At 72.7% G+C, this 16,764-nt stretch carries 13 protein-coding genes and 3 tRNA genes; 9 read left to right on the forward strand and 7 right to left on the reverse strand.

Annotated elements, in window-relative coordinates; genetic code table 11:
• Nucleotides 1-66 precede the first annotated feature (66 nt).
• Nucleotides 67-1,164 (forward strand): branched-chain amino acid aminotransferase, encoded by a 1,098-nt coding sequence (locus HS045_RS14440; RefSeq protein ID WP_196451873.1) that lies wholly within the window; start codon nucleotides 67-69, stop codon nucleotides 1,162-1,164.
• Between the two features lie 116 nt (nucleotides 1,165-1,280).
• On the opposite strand, the gene HS045_RS14445 is transcribed toward HS045_RS14440, so the two are convergent.
• Nucleotides 1,281-1,934, reverse strand: coding sequence for an O-methyltransferase (locus HS045_RS14445; protein WP_196451874.1), 654 nt, complete (start codon nucleotides 1,932-1,934; stop codon nucleotides 1,281-1,283).
• Nucleotides 1,935-2,229: 295 nt separating this feature from the next.
• On the opposite strand from HS045_RS14445, the gene cimA reads away from it, so the two are divergent.
• Entirely contained in the window at nucleotides 2,230-3,807 is a 1,578-nt protein-coding gene (gene cimA, locus HS045_RS14450; protein ID WP_196451875.1) for a citramalate synthase, read from the forward strand.
• Between the two features lie 285 nt (nucleotides 3,808-4,092).
• Here the strand turns inward: cimA and HS045_RS14455 are convergent, their stop codons facing one another.
• From HS045_RS14455 to HS045_RS14465, 3 genes are all read right to left on the reverse strand, one after another.
• Complete coding sequence (locus HS045_RS14455) at nucleotides 4,093-5,784, reverse strand: heparinase II/III family protein (protein ID WP_196451876.1); 1,692 nt, start codon at nucleotides 5,782-5,784, stop codon at nucleotides 4,093-4,095.
• Nucleotides 5,785-5,903: 119 nt separating this feature from the next.
• Entirely contained in the window at nucleotides 5,904-6,515 is a 612-nt protein-coding gene (locus tag HS045_RS14460; RefSeq protein WP_196451877.1) for a cysteine hydrolase family protein, read from the reverse strand.
• A 44-nt stretch (nucleotides 6,516-6,559) separates the two neighbouring features.
• Nucleotides 6,560-7,648, reverse strand: coding sequence for a helix-turn-helix domain-containing protein (locus HS045_RS14465; protein WP_307827525.1), 1,089 nt, complete (start codon nucleotides 7,646-7,648; stop codon nucleotides 6,560-6,562).
• Between the two features lie 127 nt (nucleotides 7,649-7,775).
• Between HS045_RS14465 and HS045_RS14470 the strand changes: the two genes are divergently transcribed.
• A complete protein-coding gene (locus HS045_RS14470; RefSeq protein ID WP_196451878.1) occupies nucleotides 7,776-8,372 on the forward strand; it encodes an HD domain-containing protein in 597 nt (198 codons plus the stop codon).
• A gap of 57 nt (nucleotides 8,373-8,429) precedes the next feature.
• Here HS045_RS14470 and HS045_RS14475 read toward each other — a convergent pair whose 3' ends face one another.
• A complete protein-coding gene (locus HS045_RS14475; protein WP_196451879.1) occupies nucleotides 8,430-8,837 on the reverse strand; it encodes an antibiotic biosynthesis monooxygenase in 408 nt (135 codons plus the stop codon).
• A gap of 172 nt (nucleotides 8,838-9,009) precedes the next feature.
• Between HS045_RS14475 and HS045_RS14480 the strand changes: the two genes are divergently transcribed.
• Both HS045_RS14480 and gltX read left to right on the forward strand, forming a co-directional pair.
• Nucleotides 9,010-9,783, forward strand: coding sequence for a fumarylacetoacetate hydrolase family protein (locus HS045_RS14480; protein WP_196451880.1), 774 nt, complete (start codon nucleotides 9,010-9,012; stop codon nucleotides 9,781-9,783).
• A complete protein-coding gene (gene gltX, locus HS045_RS14485; RefSeq protein WP_196451881.1) occupies nucleotides 9,780-11,147 on the forward strand; it encodes a glutamate--tRNA ligase in 1,368 nt (455 codons plus the stop codon). The genes HS045_RS14480 and gltX overlap by 4 nt, the downstream gene beginning before the upstream one ends.
• Before the next feature lie 187 nt (nucleotides 11,148-11,334).
• On the opposite strand, the gene HS045_RS14490 is transcribed toward gltX, so the two are convergent.
• Nucleotides 11,335-13,323: a M3 family metallopeptidase gene (locus HS045_RS14490; RefSeq protein WP_196451882.1), complete on the reverse strand. Its 1,989-nt coding sequence runs from the start codon at nucleotides 13,321-13,323 to the stop codon at nucleotides 11,335-11,337.
• Between the two features lie 186 nt (nucleotides 13,324-13,509).
• Between HS045_RS14490 and HS045_RS14495 the strand changes: the two genes are divergently transcribed.
• The 4 genes from HS045_RS14495 (at nucleotide 13,510) to HS045_RS14510 (ending at nucleotide 14,919) form a co-directional block, all read left to right on the forward strand.
• A tRNA-Gln gene (locus HS045_RS14495) sits at nucleotides 13,510-13,581 on the forward strand.
• Between the two features lie 64 nt (nucleotides 13,582-13,645).
• A tRNA-Glu gene (locus HS045_RS14500) sits at nucleotides 13,646-13,721 on the forward strand.
• 15 nt (nucleotides 13,722-13,736) lie between these two features.
• Nucleotides 13,737-13,809, forward strand: a tRNA-Glu gene (locus tag HS045_RS14505).
• Nucleotides 13,810-13,950: 141 nt separating this feature from the next.
• Entirely contained in the window at nucleotides 13,951-14,919 is a 969-nt protein-coding gene (locus HS045_RS14510) for a TlpA disulfide reductase family protein (RefSeq protein ID WP_230884040.1), read from the forward strand.
• A 70-nt stretch (nucleotides 14,920-14,989) separates the two neighbouring features.
• Here the strand turns inward: HS045_RS14510 and HS045_RS14515 are convergent, their stop codons facing one another.
• Nucleotides 14,990-16,732, reverse strand: a complete 1,743-nt coding sequence (locus HS045_RS14515) for a hypothetical protein (protein WP_196451883.1) — start codon at nucleotides 16,730-16,732, stop codon at nucleotides 14,990-14,992.
• Between the last annotated feature and the right edge of the window lie 32 nt (nucleotides 16,733-16,764).

Consider the following 16,764-nt stretch of genomic DNA (forward strand, 5'->3'; position numbering starts at 1 on the left):
CGTTACCCGGTCCGTCGCAGAATGGACTTAAAGGGTAGACCCGTCACAAAGAGAAGGATCTCCGTCATGACGACCGCTCAGAAGCTCAGCTTCGATGTGCAGCTCTCCGACCACGCGCGCACCGCGGCAGAGCGCGAGCGGGTAATGGAGAGCCCCGGGTTCGGGCAGGTCTTCACCGACCACATGATCTCGATCGACTACACCGAGGGCGAGGGCTGGCACGACGCCCGGCTCACGCCGTACGGCCCGCTGACGCTGGACCCGGCGACCTCGGTCTTCCACTACGCCCAGGAGCTCTTCGAGGGTCTGAAGGCCTACCGGCAGCCGAGCAGCGGGGCGATCGTCTCCTTCCGGCCGTACGCCAACGCGGCCCGCTTCAACGCCTCCGCGGTGCGCATGGCCATGCCCGAGCTGCCCGAGGAGACGTTCGTCGAGTCGCTGGAGCTGCTCGTCCAGACCGACCGCGAGTGGGTGCCGACGACCGAGGGGCACAGCCTCTACCTGCGGCCCTTCATGATCGCCACACAGCCCGCGCTCGGCGTGAACTACCCGTCGAGGACCTACCGGTACATGGCGATCGCCTCTCCGGCCGCCGCCTACTTCGGCGCCAGCAAGGCGGTCTCGGTCTGGCTCTCCACCGAGTACACCCGGGCGGCCCCCGGCGGCACCGGCTTCGCCAAGTGCGGCGGCAACTACGCGGCGGCCTTCGTGGCCCAGCGCCAGGCCGTCGAGCAGGGCTGCGACCAGGTGGTCTGGCTGGACGCCAACGAGCACCGCCACGTCGAGGAGATGGGCGGGATGAACCTGTTCTTCGTCTACGGCGACCGCCTGCTCACCCCGGCGCTCACCGGCACGCTGCTGCCGGGCATCACCCGCGACTCGATCCTCACCCTGGCCGGCGGCCTCGGCCTCACCGCCGAGGAGGGCCGCATCTCGATCGAGGAGTGGCAGGCGGGCTGCGAGTCGGGCGAGCTCACCGAGGTCTTCGCCTGCGGCACCGCGGCGGTCGTCACCCCGGTCGGCTCGGTCAAGGGCGCCGACCGCGCCTGGACGGTCGGCGACGGCACCCCGGGCCCGGTCACCCGGCGCATCCGCGAGGAGCTCACCGGCATCCAGTACGGCACCCGCCCCGACGTGCACGGCTGGATCCACAAGATCTGCTGATCGGCGCGTCCCTCCGCCCGCGCCCGTCCGGGAGTCCGAGGGTCCGGGCCGTCCGGGACCCGCTTTCGGCCCGGTCCCGGACGAGGCCGGCCGGTCCGGAGGGGCGCGGCCCTCCCTCAGCGCTTCCGGATCATGGTCAGGCCGTCGGCCATGGGGAGCATGATCGAGGTGGTCCGGGGGTCGGCCATGACCATGTCGTTGAACTCGCGCATCACCTGGGTGGTCTCGTCGCGCTCCTTGGGGCGGGCGACCTTGCCCTCCCACAGGGTGTTGTCGACGAGGATCACCCCGCCCGGTGCCAGGACGGACATCAGGATCTCGTAGTAGACCGGGTAGCCGGGCTTGTCGGCGTCGATGAAGGCCAGGTCGACGGGAGGGCCGCCGACCAGCTCGCGCAGCCGTACCGCGGCCGGGCCGAGCCGGAGCTCGACGCGGTCGGCGACCCCGGCCTCCTCCCAGTAGCGCCGGGCCACCGCGGTCCACTCCTCGTCGGCGTCGAAGCAGGTCAGCCGGCCGCCGGGAGCCAGGCCGCGGGCCAGGCAGACGGAGGAGTACCCGGTGAAGGTGCCGACCTCCACGGCGTTCCGGGCGCCGGAGATCTGCGCGATCATGGTGAGGAAGCGGCCCTGGTCGGGGGCGATCTGCATGTTCGCCCGCTCGCCCATGAGCTCGCGCGTCTCCACGGCCAGGGCGTCCAGCAGCTCGTCGGGCCGGGCGGTGTGCGCGAGCAGGTACTGCCCGACGGCCGGTTCGAGGTAAGTCGCCTTCATCCGGCCATTCTCGCCGGTCCGAGTCGATCTCCCGGGAGGGGCCCCCTCCCGCCGGGCCGGGCCGTACGTCTCGGATCCCGAGATCAATGTGTCAGCTGGTGGCCGCGTATGGCAGACTCGGCATCATGTTCTACGGTCTGCTCATTATCGGCAGGCGCGCCGGCTGAAAAGGGACACCGCCGGCGCGCAGACCTCTCACGTCCGTGAGGGGTCTTTTTGCTTCCCGGGGCCGGACGGGTGCTTCCCGGGGCCGGACGGGCGCGCGGCGATCACCGCACCGCGAAGGAGATCCTCGATGACCGACGACCGCTTCCACGTCTACGACACCACGCTCCGGGACGGGGCGCAGCAGGAGGGCCTCAACCTGACGGTGGCCGACAAACTGGTCGTCGCGCGCCACCTGGACGGCCTGGGCGTCGGGTTCATCGAGGGCGGCTGGCCCGGCGCGAACCCCAAGGACACCGAGTTCTTCCGGCGGGCTCGGACCGAGCTCGACCTGAAGCACGCGCAGCTCGCCGCGTTCGGCGCGACCCGCCGGGCGGGCGTGAAGGCGGCCGACGACCCGCTGGTCGCCGCGCTGCGCGAGTCCGGCGCGCCGGTCGTGACCCTCGTCGCCAAGAGCCACGACCGGCACGTCGAGCTGGCCCTGCGCACGACCTTGGAGGAGAATCTCGCGATGATCCGCGACACGGTCTCCCACCTCCGGGCGGAGGGCCGGCGGGTCTTCGTCGACGCCGAGCACTTCTTCGACGGCTACGCCTCCAACCCGGCCTACGCCCTGGAGGTCCTGCGGACCGCCGCGGAGGCGGGCGCCTCGGTGGTCGCGCTCTGCGACACCAACGGCGGCATGCTCCCCGACGAGCTCGCCGAGGTCGTCCACGAGGCGGTCGGCACCGGTGCCCGCGTCGGCATCCACTGCCACGACGACACCGGCTGCGCGGTGGCCAACACGCTGGCCGCGGTCAAGGCCGGCGCCACCCACGTGCAGGGCTGCGCCAACGGGTACGGCGAGCGCTCCGGCAACGCCAACCTGTTCACCGTGGTGGCCAACCTCCAGCTCAAGCGGGGCTACGACCTGGTGCCGCGGGAGGCGCTGGCCGACATGACCCGCATCGCGCACGCGATCACCGAGGTGACCAACGTCACCCCGAACTCCCACGCCCCCTATGTCGGGGTCTCCGCCTTCGCGCACAAGGCCGGGCTGCACGCCAGCGCGATCAAGGTCGACCCCAACCTCTACCAGCACATCGACCCGGCCCAGGTCGGCAACGACATGCGGATGCTCGTTTCCGACATGGCCGGACGCGCCTCGGTCGAGCTCAAGGGGCGCGAGCTGGGCTACGAGCTGTCGCCCGAGACCTCGCGCGACCTGGTGGACCGGGTCAAGGACCTGGAGGCGCGGGGCTACACGTTCGAGGCGGCCGACGCCTCCTTCGAGCTGCTGCTCCGCGACACCGTGGCGGGCGAGCGCAGGCGGCACTTCGCGGTCGAGTCCTGGCGGGTCATCGTCGAGCGCACGCGCGGCGGCGAGCTGGTCAGCGAGGCCACCGTCAAGCTGCACGCCAAGGGCGAGCGCATCGTGGCCACCGGCGAGGGCAACGGCCCGGTCAACGCGCTGGACCGGGCGGTGCGGGCCGGGCTGGAGCGGCTCTACCCGGAACTGGCCGGGGTCGAGCTGATCGACTTCAAGGTGCGGATCCTGGAGGGCACCCACGGCACCGACGCGGTCACCCGCGTGCTGATCACCTCCAGCGACGCGACCGCCGAATGGGCGACCGTGGGCGTCGACGAGAACATCATCGAGGCCTCCTGGCAGGCCCTGGAGCAGGCCGTCACCTACGGCCTGCTGCGCGCGGGGCACGAGGCGGACTGAGCACCGGGGCACGAGGCGGGCCGGGCACCGGGGCGCGAGGCGGGCTGGGCACCGGGGCACGAGGCGGGCTGGGCACCGGGGCACGAGGCGGGCCGGGCACCGGGGCGCGAGGCGGGCCGGGCACCGGGGCGCGAGGCGGGCTGGGCACCGGGGCGCGAGGCGGGCTGGGCACCGGGGCGCGAGGCGGGCTGAGCACCGGGGCGCGAGGCGGGCTGAGCACCGGGCCGGTCCGGCGGGGTACGGGCCGGCCGCGGGCCGCCCGTATCCCGCCGGACCGGCCGCGCCTCAGGAGAGGTCCGCGCGACCGGCCTTGAAGGAGACCGAGCCCTTGGCGGTCTCCAGCTTCACCCGGCCGCCGGAGCAGGAGACCGAGGGCTGGTCGGTGCCGGGCACCACCACGGTCAGCAGCCCGCCCGCGACCGCGGGGGAGACGACGGCCGGGGCGGCCTCCTTCTTCAGGTAGGCGTTGGAGACCCAGCCCTGGTAGGGGCTGCTCGCGCCGCGGACGACCTTCTGGCCGCCGACCGGTGTGCAGGCCGGCATCGCGAGCTGGACCAGCGTCGCCTTCCAGCCCGCCTTGTCCTTGACGACGACCCGGCCGCCCTCGGCGGAGACCACCGACAGCCCCGCGGCGAAGTGCCACAGGTTGCCGACCTTCGCGCCCGCGGGCACCGTGTCGAGCACGGCCATCACGTCCTCGCCGTGGTTGACCAGGACCGAGCGGGTGCGCGGCACGCCGTACGCCTTGTCGGTGAGGCGGAAGCTCTGCCGGTCCCCGCCGATCGACGACCGGGTCAGCGCGGTCGCGGTCCGGGGCCGGAAGCGGGCGCCGGCCACGACCGGCACGTTGTGCGCCTCGGGGGACATCGTCCAGCGGCGGTAGCCGTTGTCCTCGTAGGAGTGGAAGCCCGCGTCGACCAGGACGTCGCGGCCCTGGGCGTAGTAGGTGACGCCCAGGTGGTCCTCGTGGCCGTGGTACCTGGTGCCCGGACCGAACCGGATGGAGTAGAACGCCGACTCCGGCTTGTCCCAGGCGGTCCGGCCGTAGACGTAGCCGTTGCCGAACACCTTCACGGTCTTCTTCGGGCTGTCGTAGCCGACCGGGCGCACGTCGGCGCCGCCGTCGCCGATCGGCACCATGAAGCCGTTGGGCTGGGTGGAGTGGGCGACGAAGCCCTTGAGCGACTCCCAGCGCTTCTCGATCGAGGACGGCACCTTCCGGCCGCACTCCTCGATGTCGTCCATGGCCACCTTGAGCCGGTCGTGGACGTAGGTCGCGTAGCGGGGGGCCTGCTCGCGCAGCGCGCCCTGGGAGTCGACGTCGAGATCGACGGTCTCGGTCAGCCGGCGGATCGCCAGCGAGGACCACTCGTCGCGCTTGTAGCGGCAGCCGATGCCCAGCAGCGCGATGTCCTGGTCGATGCCGTGGTTGTGGCCCTTCTCGTACAGTTTCGGGTTCGACAGCATCGCGGCGTGCTCGGCCAGGCTCCGGGTCAGCCAGGATTCGCCGACGTGCTTGCTCAGGCAGACCAGCGCGGGGGCGCGCAGCGCGATCGGGTGCTCCTGCCAGGCGTACGGGCTGCCCCCGCCGCGGCGGGGGTTGTCCGCCACCCAGTCCCGGGCGATCTCGGCGGCGCGGGCCAGGTACGCCTTGTCCCCGGTGGTCTCGTAGTCGGCCACCAGGCGGCCCATCCAGCGCAGGGAGTGGAAGACCATGCTCCAGGAGCGGTTGCGGTAGGGGTCGGTCCGCCAGTCGACGTCCTTGCCCACCTTGACCGGGGGCAGGGCGAGGAACTCCACCTCCCCGGCCATGATGTCCGACGAGGTCGGGGTGGCGGGCAGCCAGTCGCCCTGGCACTCGGCCGTGCGTTTGACCGCGGTGGCGTGCGCGCCGGCGGTCTGGGCGGTGCCGACCATCGCGCCGCAGGTCAGCAGGAGGGCGGTGGGGAGTACGAGTGCTCGTGTGCGGCGGCGCACGCCAGTTCCTTCCAGGCCGAGTGAAGAGGGCGGATCATGCTGACCGAATCCCACCAAACCGGTCAAGTCGGAAGGCCCTCTTCCCGCACATCGTTAGCAACCAGATGCACGGGGACGGTTTACGCCGGGGAGGAGCCGCGGGTGCTCGCCCAGATGCCGGTCAGGGGCAGCGGCTCGCCCGCCTCCACCGCGGCGGCCCACTCGGCGGTGGTGGCCACCGAGGCGAAGTTGGAGTCCATCACCACCAGCACGTGCTCGTGCACCTGCCGGGCGGTCAGGGTCCCCGCCCGGTTCGACAGCGCGACCGTGCCGGTGGCGTCCGCGAGGAACTCCACGGCGAGGCCCCGGTGGAAGGCGTCGCGGGCGGTGGACTCGTCGCAGTTCTGGGTCATGTACCCGGCGACGGTCAGCGTGTCGACCCCGCGCGCCTCCAGCCACGCCCCGAGGTCCGTTTCGGCGAAGGCGGAGGCCCTCGTCTTGTCCATCAACCGGTCGTACGGCCTGCCCGCCACCTCCTCGCGCAGCTCCCATCCGGGTCCGCCGGAGGCGAAGATCGGCGACGAGGCCGGGGCGGTGTGCCGGACCACGACCACCGGGACGCCGTGCTCGCGGGCGCCGTCCATCGCGGTCAGGACGTTGGCCAGGCTCTCCTTGCGCGGCGGGTGGGCGATCGGCAGGGCGCCGGTGAAGTACTCGTTCTGGACGTCGATGACGACGAGGGCTCGTTTCATGCCTCCAGCCTCGCGGTGCGGCCGGGCCCGGCGTGAGCGCCCGCTCAGCCGACCACCGCGGGATTCACGCCATCCGCGCCACGGATGCGCACCGGGCCGCCCGCCGTGTCCGCCGTGTCCGCCGGGCCGAAGGCCTCCCGGTAGGCGGTGGGGGGCACCCCCACCTGGCGGCGGAAGTGGGGCCGCAGCGCCACCGCGGAGGCGAAGCCCGACCGGCGGGCCACCCGCTCGACCGGTTCGGCGGTCGTCTCCAGCAGCCGCTGGGCGTGCAGGACGCGGTGGTGGAGCAGCCACTGGGCGGGCGTGGTCCCGGTGGCCTGCCGGAAGCGCCGGTCGAAGGTGCGGCGGCTCATCAGCGCCCGGGCGGCGAGCGCGTCGACGCCCAGCTCCCGGTCCAGGTGGCGCAGGGCCCAGTCGAGGGCGTCGCCGAACGGGTCGCCGGTCGCCGGAGCCGGGACGGGGTGGTCGATGTACTGGGCCTGACCGCCGGCCCGGTGCGGCGGCGTGACGAGGCTTCTGGCGATGGTGTTGGCGACCTGCGTGCCGTACGCGCGGCGGACCAGGTGCAGGCAGAGGTCGATGCCGCCGGTGCTGCCCGCCGAGGTGAGGATGTCCCCCTCGTCCACGTAGAGCACGTCGGGCCGGACCTCGACGCGCGGGTACGCCGAGGCCAGGAGTCCCGCGTAGCGCCAGTGCGTCGTGGCCGGACGCCCGTCCAGCAGCCCGGTGGCCGCCAGCACGAACGTGCCCAGGCACAGGGAGACGACCGTCGCGCCCCGGCCGTGGGCCCGGCGCAGCGAGTCCAGCGCCTCCGGCGACGGCGGGCGGCCCGCGGACGGGTTCCGCCAGGTCGGCACGATCACCAGGTCGGCGTCGTCGACGGCGTCCAGGTCGTACGGCGCGGCGAGGGTCATGCCGGCGTCCGTGCGCACCGGGCCGCCCTCGGCGGCCACCGCCCGGACGTCGAGCTCCGGCATGCCCTCCCGCCGCTCGCCGAAGACCGCGATCGGCACCGACGCCTCGAAGAGGGGGATCTCGTCGAAGAGCAGCACCGCGACCGTCGAGAAGCCCGTCGGGGGGAGCGTCGGGGAGGGGCCTGCCGAGGAGGGGCCCGCCGGGGGGAGGCCGGTCACGGGCGGGCCCGCATCGGACGCGTCCCCGGGAGGAGCGGCGCTGCCGGAGGATTCATGGCCGGATCCTATCGACGGATGTCCTCCCGGCCACTCGTCCGGTCCCGCACCGGCCGACATGCTGGTCGGCATGAGATTCGCCGACATCACGGTCCCCGACACCGCCGTCTGCCGCGCAGCCCTGGAGACGGCCGCGGCCTACTGCTCGCCCTCCCTGCTGAACCACTCGGTGCGGGCCTACCTGTGGGCGGCGGCCTACGCGCAGGCCCGCGAGATCGCCTTCGACGCCGAACTGCTGTACGTCGCGGCGATGTTCCACGACATCGGGCTGGTGCCGGAGTTCGACAGCCACACGGTCCCGTTCGAGGAGGCCGGGGGGCACGTCGCGTGGGTCTTCGCCGCGGGCGCGGGCTGGCCGGTCGAGCGCCGCAGGCGCGCCTCGGAGGTGATCGTGCGGCACATGTGGGCCGAGGTGGACCTCGCCGCCGATCCCGAGGGGCACCTGCTGGAGCTCTCCACCGGCCTGGACATCTCCGGCCGGCGGCCGGAGGACTGGCCCGCCGGCCTGCGGGCCGAGGTGCTGGAGCGCCACCCCCGGCTGGAGATCGGCAAGGAGTTCGCCGCCTGCATCACGGCGCAGGGCGAGCGCAAGCCGGAGAGCCTGGCCGGGGGATTCGTCCGCAACGGCGTCGTCGGTCGCATCGAGGCCAACCCGCTGGACCGCTGACCGTCCGGCTCCGGGCTCACCCCTGGGGGCCGGTGCGCCGGCCGTCCGGCTCCGGGCTCACCCCTGAGGACCGGTGCTCTGCACGACCTCGAACGACCAGAGCTCGGCCCCGGAGGCGGCGGGGCCGCCCTGTCCGTGACCGTGTCCGTGGCCCTGTCCGTGTCCGTGTCCCTGCTCCTGGCCCTGCTCCTGACCATGGCCGTGGCCCTGCGCGCCGGCCTCGGCCGCGGCCTGGGCGTGGCCCCGCTGGAACGCCTGGCTCTCGGTCCAGCGCGTGAAGTCCTCCTCGGACCGCCAGCGCGTGTAGACCAGGTAGCGATCGGTGCCGTCGACCGGGCGGAGCAGCTCGAACCACTCGAACCCGTCGGCCGACTCCACGATCCCGGCCCGGTTCGAGAACCGGCGCTCCAGTTCCTCGCGCATCTCCGCGGACACCGTGAGCACGTTCATCTTCACAACCGACATGAGGGCTCCCTTCAGGACGTCTTCTCCGATCACCCTACGATCCCCGTCCCGAGGGCCGGGGGACCGTTCCGGCGGGCGCGTCGGGGGGCGTCGGGGGGGCGTCGGGGGCGTCGGGGGCACCGTATCCGGCGGGGCGGTCCGGCGGGACCGCGGGCACGACTAGCCTTGTGGGGTGCGTATAGCGAGGTTCTCCACAGGTGACGGTGTCGGATTCGGGGTGGTCGAGGGCGGCCCCGGCGAGGAGTTCGTCTCCGGGATCTCCGGGCACCCGTTCGGCCCGATCCGGTTCACCGGGGAGCGGCACGCGCTCTCGCAGGTCAGGCTGCTCGCGCCCATGCTGCCCAGCAAGGTCGTCGCCATCGGCAAGAACTACGCCGAGCACGCCCGCGAGATGGGCGGGGAGGTCCCCGACGAGCCGCTGGTGTTCCTGAAGCCGTCCACCTCGGTGATCGGCCCGTCGGAGGCCGTCGCCTACCCCGTCGGCCTCTCCCGGCGGGTCGACTTCGAGGGCGAGCTGGCGGTGGTCATCGGCAGGCTCTGCCGGGAGGTGCCCGTCGAGCGGGCCCACGAGGTGGTCTTCGGCTACACCTGCGCCAACGACGTCACCGCCCGCGACCTGCAGAAGAAGGACGTGCAGTTCACCCGGGCCAAGGGCTTCGACACCTTCTGCCCGCTCGGCCCGTGGATCCAGACCGAGCTCGACCCGGCCGACCTGGGCATCACCACGAAGGTGAACGGCGAGGTCCGGCAGAGCTCGCGCACCTCCAAGCTCATGTACGACATCCCCGCGCTGATCGCGCACGTGAGCGCGGTCATGACCCTGATCCCCGGCGACGTCATCCTGACCGGGACGCCCGAAGGGGTCGGGCCGCTCGAGATCGGCGACGAGGTCAGCGTCAGCATCGAAGGTATCGGCACTCTCAGCAACCGGGTGGTCTCGCGATGATCAGGGTTCGTTTCGCTCCTTCGCCGACCGGCATGTTCCATGTCGGCGGCGCCCGCTCGGCGCTGTTCAACTGGGCCCTGGCCGAGCGGTCCGGCGGGCGGTTCGTGCTGCGCATCGAGGACACCGACGCGGCGCGCAACCGGCCCGAGTGGACCGAGGGCATCCTGTCCGCGCTGGCCTGGATCGGCATCAGCGGCGACAACCCGGTCTTCGAGGGCCCGCACTTCCAGTCGGAGAACGAGCCGCAGCACCGCGAGGCCGTCGCCAAGCTGCTCGCCGACGGCAGGGCCTACCACTGCGACTGCACCCGCGAGCTGCTCCAGGAGCGCACCGGCTCCGAGCACAAGGGCTACGACGGCTTCTGCCGCGACCGGGGTCTGTCCGCGGGCGCGGTCCGCTTCCGCACCCCCGACGAGGGCGTCACGGTCGTGGACGACGTGATCCGCGGCCGGGTGGAGTTCCCGAACGACGCGCAGGAGGACTTCGTCGTCGCGCGCAGCGACGGCTCCCCGCTGTACGTCCTGGCCAACGCCGTCGACGACATCACCCAGGGGATCACCCACGTGGTCCGAGGCGAGGAGCATCTGGCCAACGCCCAGCGCCAGCAGCTGCTCTGGCCCGCGCTCGGCGCGAACCCGCCGGTCTGGGCGCACCTGCCGGTGATCGTCAACGAGCAGCGCAAGAAGCTCTCCAAGCGCCGGGACAAGGTGGCCCTGGAGTCCTACCGCGACGAGGGCTACCTGGCCGAGGCGATGGTCAACTACCTGATGCTGCTCGGCTGGGGCCCCGGCGAGGACCGGGAGATCATGCCCTGGTCGGAGATGGTGCCGCTGTTCCGGCTGGAGGACGTCAACTCCGCCAACGCGTTCTTCGACGAGAAGAAGCTGCGCGCCTTCAACGGCGAGTACATCCGGGCCCTGCCGCCGGAGGAGTTCGCCGCCCGCTGCGAGCCCTGGCTCGACCCGAGCTGGGACCGGGGGCTGTTCGCGAAGGTCGCACCGCTGGCGCAGACCCGCATCGCGGTCCTGTCGGAGATCACCGCCAACGTGGACTTCCTCTTCCTGGACGAGCCGGTCTTCGACCAGGCCTCGTGGGACAAGGCGATGAAGAACTCCCCGGAGGAGATCCTCGGCGGCTACCTCGCCCGGCTGGAGACGGCGGAGATGGACCCCGAGTCGCTGAAGGCCGCGCTGGAGGCGGTCGGCGCCGAGCACGGCCTCAAGCTCGGCAAGGCCCAGGCCCCGGTCCGGGTGGCGGTCACCGGCCGGACGGTCGGCCTGCCGCTGTTCGAGTCGATCGAGGCCCTCGGCCGGGAGCGCTCGATCGAGCGCCTGCGCGCCGCCCTGGCGCGCCTGCGCGGCTGAGCGCGGTCCCGGCCGCCATCGACACGGCCGGACGAACGAGGCCGAGCGCGGTCCCGGCCGCCATCGACGCGGCTGAGCGCGGTCCCGGCCGCCATCGACGCGGCCGGACGGAGGAGGCCGGGGAGGCGGGAGCCGCCTCCCCGGGCTCAGCGCCCCCAGGGGTCCGGGGCGGCTCTCCGCCCCGGGCTCAGGCCAGCAGGCCCCGCCGCTCCAGCAGGGGCTCGATGCGCGGGTCGCGCCCGCGGAAGTCGCGGAAGGCGTCCATCGCGTCCTTGGACCCGCCGACCGACAGCAGCGTGGTGCGGAAGTGGTCGCCGTTCTCCCGCCGCAGGCCGCCGTTCTCGGTGAACCACTCGACGCTGTCGGCGTCGAGGACCTCGCTCCAGATGTAGGAGTAGTAACCGGCGCTGTAGCCGCCCACGCCGGACGAGAAGCTGTGCGCGAAGTAGTTCGTCCGGTAGCGGGGGCGGACCAGCTCCAGGGCGATCCCGGCGCGTTCCAGGGCCGCGGCCTCGAACGCCTCGGGGTCCTCGACGGTCTCGCCCGGGACGAGCCGGTGCCAGGCCCAGTCCAGCAGCGCCGCGGCGAGGTACTCCACGGTCGCGAAGCCCTGGTTGAACCTCTCCGCGGCCCGCATCTTCTCCAGCAGCTCCGCCGGGACGGGCTCGCCCGTCTCGTGGTGCCGGGCGAAGCCCTCCAGGACGGACGGCCAGGTCGCCCACATCTCGTTGACCTGCGAGGGGTACTCCACGAAGTCGCGGGGGACCGCGGTGCCGGAGACGCGCGGGAAGCGCACGTCGGAGAAGAGGCCGTGCAGGGCGTGGCCGAACTCGTGGAAGGCGGTGTTGACCTCGTCGAAGGTCAGCAGCGTCGGCCCCTGCGCGGGCTTGGTGATGTTGAGGTTGTTCATCACCACGGGCGGCTCGCCGAACAGGCGGGACTGGTCCACCAGGTTGTTCATCCACGCGCCGCCCCGCTTGGTGGGCCGTGCGTAGGGGTCGAGGACGAACAGGCCGAGCGGTGACCCGTCGGCGTCCGCGACCTCGTAGACCCGCACGTCGGGGTGGTAGCCGTCCAGATCGGGGCGCTCGGTGAAGGCGACGCCGTACAGCGCGCCGGCGGCGCGGAAGACGCCGTCCCGCAGCACCCGGTCCAGCTCGAAGTAGGGGCGCAGCTCGGCGCCGTCGAAGTCGTAGCGGGCCTTGCGCACCTTCTCCGCGTAGAACGACCAGTCCCACGGCTCGATGGCGAACCCGGCCTGCTCGCTCAGCGCCTCGGCCTCCCGCCGGGCGTTGGCCACCGCCGGGCCCACCAGCCTGCCGAGCAGCTCCTCGACGGCGTCGGTGGTCTTGGCGGTCTGGTCGGCCACGGAGTAGGCCGCGTGGCTCGGGAAGCCGAGCAGGGCCGCCCGCTCGGCGCGGAGCGCCGCCATCCTGGCCGCCAGTCCGAAGTTCTCCGGCGCCCGGTTCACCGAGAGCTCGTACAGCCGGCGGCGGGTCTCCCGGTCGGTCAGCTCGGCGAGGGCCGGCTGGTTGGTGAAGTTGAGCAGCGGCAGGACGTACCGGCCGTCCTTCTCGGCCGCCCTGATGGCGCTCTCGGCGAGCCCGTCCAGTTCCTTGGCGTCCTCGACGACCAGCGCCGAGGCGGTGGAGGCCGTCAGCAGGTTCTGGGAGAAGGCCGTGGCGAGCGTGGAGAGCTCCTCGTTGAGGGCCCTCAGCCGCTCCTGCTCGGTCTCCGACAGCTCGGCCCCGGCCCGGACGAAGTCCTCGCGGTACCTCTCCAGCAGCCAGGCCTCCTCGGGGTCGTCGGTGGAGACCCGCGTGATCCGGGCGTAGAGCGCGCGGTCGAGGCGGATGGCGTCGGAGTGCTTGGTCAGCCGGGGGGCGATCTCCTTCTCGATCGCCCGGATGCCGTCGGTGGCGTCGGAGGCGGCGAGACTGAAGAAGACGGTCGCGGTCCGTTTCAGGATCCGCCCGGAGCGTTCGAGGGCCTCGACGGTGTTGGCGAAGGTGGGCGGCTCGGTGCTGCCCGCGATCGCCGCCACCTCCTGCAACTGCTCGGCCATGCCGCGCTCGAACGCGGGCAGGTAGTGCTCCTCGCGGATCTCGGCGAAGGGCGGCAGGCGGTAGGGCAGTGGGCTGACGGTGAAGAAGGGGTTCGGCGGGTTCTCGGCCAAGGCGTGCACTCCTCGCGTGCGGACGGATCTCCTGAGCAGCGTTACACAGACCGGCCCGGCCGGACACTCCGGCGTCACGGGCGGCGGGCCCCGGGCGGGCCGGCGGCAATCGTTTTGGTCCTTGCACTCAAGGTGGGCTATTCTTTCGGAGTCGCCAGGGCGCTCCGCAGGGAGAGCCCGAAGCGGTGGGGTATGGTGTAATTGGCAGCACGACTGATTCTGGTTCAGTTAGTCTAGGTTCGAGTCCTGGTACCCCAGCTGCGGTCTCCTCGCGGAGGCCGCTGCGGATCCGGTCCCCTCCGGATCCGATGACAGTGTGTAGGGTCCCGTCGTCTAGTGGCCCAGGACGCCGCCCTCTCAAGGCGGTAGCGCCGGTTCGAATCCGGTCGGGACTACCACTGTCATGCGTGCAAGGCTCCGTCGTCTAGTGGCCTAGGACGCCGCCCTCTCAAGGCGGTAGCGCCGGTTCGAATCCGGTCGGGGCTACATCGCAGGACCCCTGGAAGCAGTCGCTTCCAGGGGTTTTTCGCGTTTCCGGACCGAGCTCCGGGCGTTTCCGGACCGATCTCTTGATTGGATAGCCATGCTGTCCGATAATTGGATACCAAAGCTATCTGATGGAGGTCGATGATGATCACCCTGCTGGCGGACGGGCGCGAGGAGATGATCGACGGTCTGGTCGTGCCGTACGGGGTGCCGGTGCTCGGCTGGGAGCGCAAGCCGCACGGCTGGTGCCGGGGCGAGGCGTGCATCCCGTCGTTCCGGGCCGCGGCGGCCGAGACCGCCGAGGGCGTGGACCTGGTCGCCTTCGCCGGACTGCTCGGCCGGCAGGCGGTGGCCGACCCGGACGAGGGCGTGGTCGCGATCGGGGAACCCGTCGAGCCCGTGCTGGACCGGGCGCCGGAGTTCGGGCCGCTGCCCGGCCTGCGCGGCACCAAGGTCGCGCTGGTCTTCTGGGCCTCCTGGTGCGGCTGCCGCTACGACCTGCCGGCCTGGGAGGAGCTCCACCGCGAGCTGGGCGGGTACGGCTTCAGCGTGGTCAGCGTCTCCCTCGACCGCGATCCCGGCCATGCCGCGGAGTGGCTGAAGGGCCTGACCCACCCGGCGGTGGTCGACGCCGACGGCCGGATCGCCGAGCTGTACAACGTGGTCAACGTGCCGACCGTGGTCTGGATCGCCCCCGACGGCCGCATCGCCCGCCCCCAGGACACCATGACGGCGACCGACACCTTCCGGTCGATGAACGGCCTGTCCTCCGAGCGGGCCGCCGCCGCCCTGCGCCGGTGGGTGGTCGAGGACGAGACGGGGACGGACCTGCGCGAGCTGCGCGCCCCCACCGCCGACGAGCGCCTGGCCCGGCTGCACGGCCGGGTGGCGGCGTGGCTGCTGCGCGCCGGCCGCACCGCCGCGGCCGGGCGGCACCGGGAGGCGGCCGCCGCGCTCGCCCCGCACGACCTGGCCGTCCGGCGCGGTCTCCTGCCGCTGGCCGGGGTGGACCCGTTCGGCGAGGAGTACTTCAGGATCCGGGAGGAGCTGGAGGCCGCGGGCGTCCCGATCTACCGGCCGCTCCCCGACTGGCAGGAGGCCGCCGGGTGAGGGACCGGAACGGGACCGGGGAAGACCCGGGCGCGGCGGACCCGGCGGACCACGCGCGCCGTCCGGCGCGCTAGTTGCTGCCCGAGCGGGCCTTGAACAGGGCCCGCTTGGCGGCCTTGCCCACCTGCCGGTCCGGGTGGGACTCGGCGATGGTCTCCAGCAGCTCCTCCAGGTGCGGGTGGGGGATCTTCCAGATGACGTCCAGCAGGTCGACCAGCATCGCGGTCGGGCCGATGTCGTCCAGACTGCCGACGAACTCGGAACGGCCGAGCCCGGCGGAGATGGTCAGCATGTCGAGGATCAGCCAGTGGGTGTCGGCCTGGGTCGGCGCGGGAACGTCCTCGACGCCCAGCTGGGCCAGGTGCGTGGCGGCGTAGGGGTGCAGGGAGGGCTCGTCCAGGGCCCGGCGCCAGGCCGGCACGGCCACCTCGCCCAGCGAACCGACCACGCTGGCGGCCTGGACGCGTACCAGCGCGTCCGCGTCGTCCTCCGCCGCGGCCGCCAGCAGCTCCTCGGCGGCCCTGGCGGGCTCGCGCAGCTCCATCCACGCGGCGAACTCCGCGTCGGCCTCCTCCTCGGGCAGCTCCGCGCTGAAGGAGAGCAGGTCCAGGGCCGTCATCGCGTCGATGGCGGGCCGGGCGTCCAGCTCGATGTCGGCCTCGTCCACCAGGTGGACGAGACCCTCCATGCCCAGCGGCGTCAGCCGCACCTGGTCGTGCTCGACCTCGACCATGCCGTACCCCGACAGCCAGTCCAGCACCGGGTTGAGCGGGTCGCCGTACTGCGCGGCGGCGGCGTCCCAGGCCTCGGCGCCGAGGTCGTCGTACTCGGCGGCGGCCTCGGCCAGCTCGGTGCGGAGTTCGTCGACGGGCTTGGAGCCGGTGGCCAGCAGGACCCGGACCAGCAGTGCCCGGGTCAGCCCGGACAGGGCGATCGTGGCGTCCTCGTCGTCCAGCTCGGGGTCGCCGTAGTCGATCGACTGCAGCCCGGCCAGCCAGGCGTCCAGGACGTCGTCGTCCTCCTCGAAGGGCCAGTCGGCGGCGTCGGGGTCGGCGCTGACGGTGTCCTCGCCCTCGGGCTGGAGGAAGTCCAGGTCGATCGCGAGGTTCCAGACGTTCCACAGCGCGGGCACGGCCTCGGCCAGCCGGCCGTCCACCGCCTCCGGCGCCGGGAACCCCAGAACGGCCAGCGCCTCGGCGATCTCGGCGTCGGTGAGCAGGTCCTCCTCGCCCACCCGGCGCTCGGTGCCGACCCAGACGGCCAGGTCCCGGGCCTTGGCGAGCAGGACGGACCTGCGCGCCGCCCCGGCCAGCTCGGCGTCGGGGCGGAGCCGGATCGTCGGCAGCGCGGCGAGCCGGTCGGCGAACGGCTCGAAGTCGCCCAGCCCCTCGAACTCCTCGTCGTCGTACGCCTCGTCGTCCTCGTCGTCCTCGGCGAGCACGTCCTCCATCGCGTCGGCGACGTCGTCCTCGATCTCGTCGAGCTCGGCCAGCATCTCCTTCAGCGGGGAGGAGCCCGCCGCCAGGCGGGCGGTGTCCGACAGATAGGCCAGGTAGGCACGGACGGCGGGCACCAGTCCCTCCACGGCGGCCTCGGGGTCCTCCACCACCTTCGGCATCCGCTCCAGGAGCACCGTGCGCAGATCGGAGGTCCTCCAGCGGCCGACGTCGTCGGAGGCGACCAAGCGGTGCCACAGGGCGACGGAGCCCACCAGGTTCGAGTCGCTGCCGGGCGCGTTCTCGCGGGCCCAGAGGATGAATTCTTGGAGCAGGGGGCGCAGTTCAGCGGCGGCTGCCTCGATGCGATCTGTCACCCGCCCAGCCTAGGGGGCCGCGGGGGTGCTCG

It is taken from the genome of Planomonospora sp. ID82291 (genome assembly GCF_015711645.1).
GTDB lineage: Bacteria > Actinomycetota > Actinomycetes > Streptosporangiales > Streptosporangiaceae > Planomonospora.

Bases quoted from the DNA above. Each gene is read 5' to 3' on its own strand.
- HS045_RS14440 (WP_196451873.1), top strand. From the start codon at position 67: ATGACGACCGCTCAGAAGCTCAGCTTCGATGTGCAGCTCTCCGACCAC.
- HS045_RS14445 (WP_196451874.1), bottom strand. From the start codon at position 1,934: ATGAAGGCGACTTACCTCGAACCGGCCGTCGGGCAGTACCTGCTCGCG.
- cimA (WP_196451875.1), top strand. From the start codon at position 2,230: ATGACCGACGACCGCTTCCACGTCTACGACACCACGCTCCGGGACGGG.
- HS045_RS14460 (WP_196451877.1), bottom strand. From the start codon at position 6,515: ATGAAACGAGCCCTCGTCGTCATCGACGTCCAGAACGAGTACTTCACC.
- HS045_RS14470 (WP_196451878.1), top strand. From the start codon at position 7,776: ATGAGATTCGCCGACATCACGGTCCCCGACACCGCCGTCTGCCGCGCA.
- HS045_RS14475 (WP_196451879.1), bottom strand. From the start codon at position 8,837: ATGTCGGTTGTGAAGATGAACGTGCTCACGGTGTCCGCGGAGATGCGC.
- gltX (WP_196451881.1), top strand. From the start codon at position 9,780: ATGATCAGGGTTCGTTTCGCTCCTTCGCCGACCGGCATGTTCCATGTC.
- HS045_RS14510 (WP_230884040.1), top strand. From the start codon at position 13,951: ATGATGATCACCCTGCTGGCGGACGGGCGCGAGGAGATGATCGACGGT.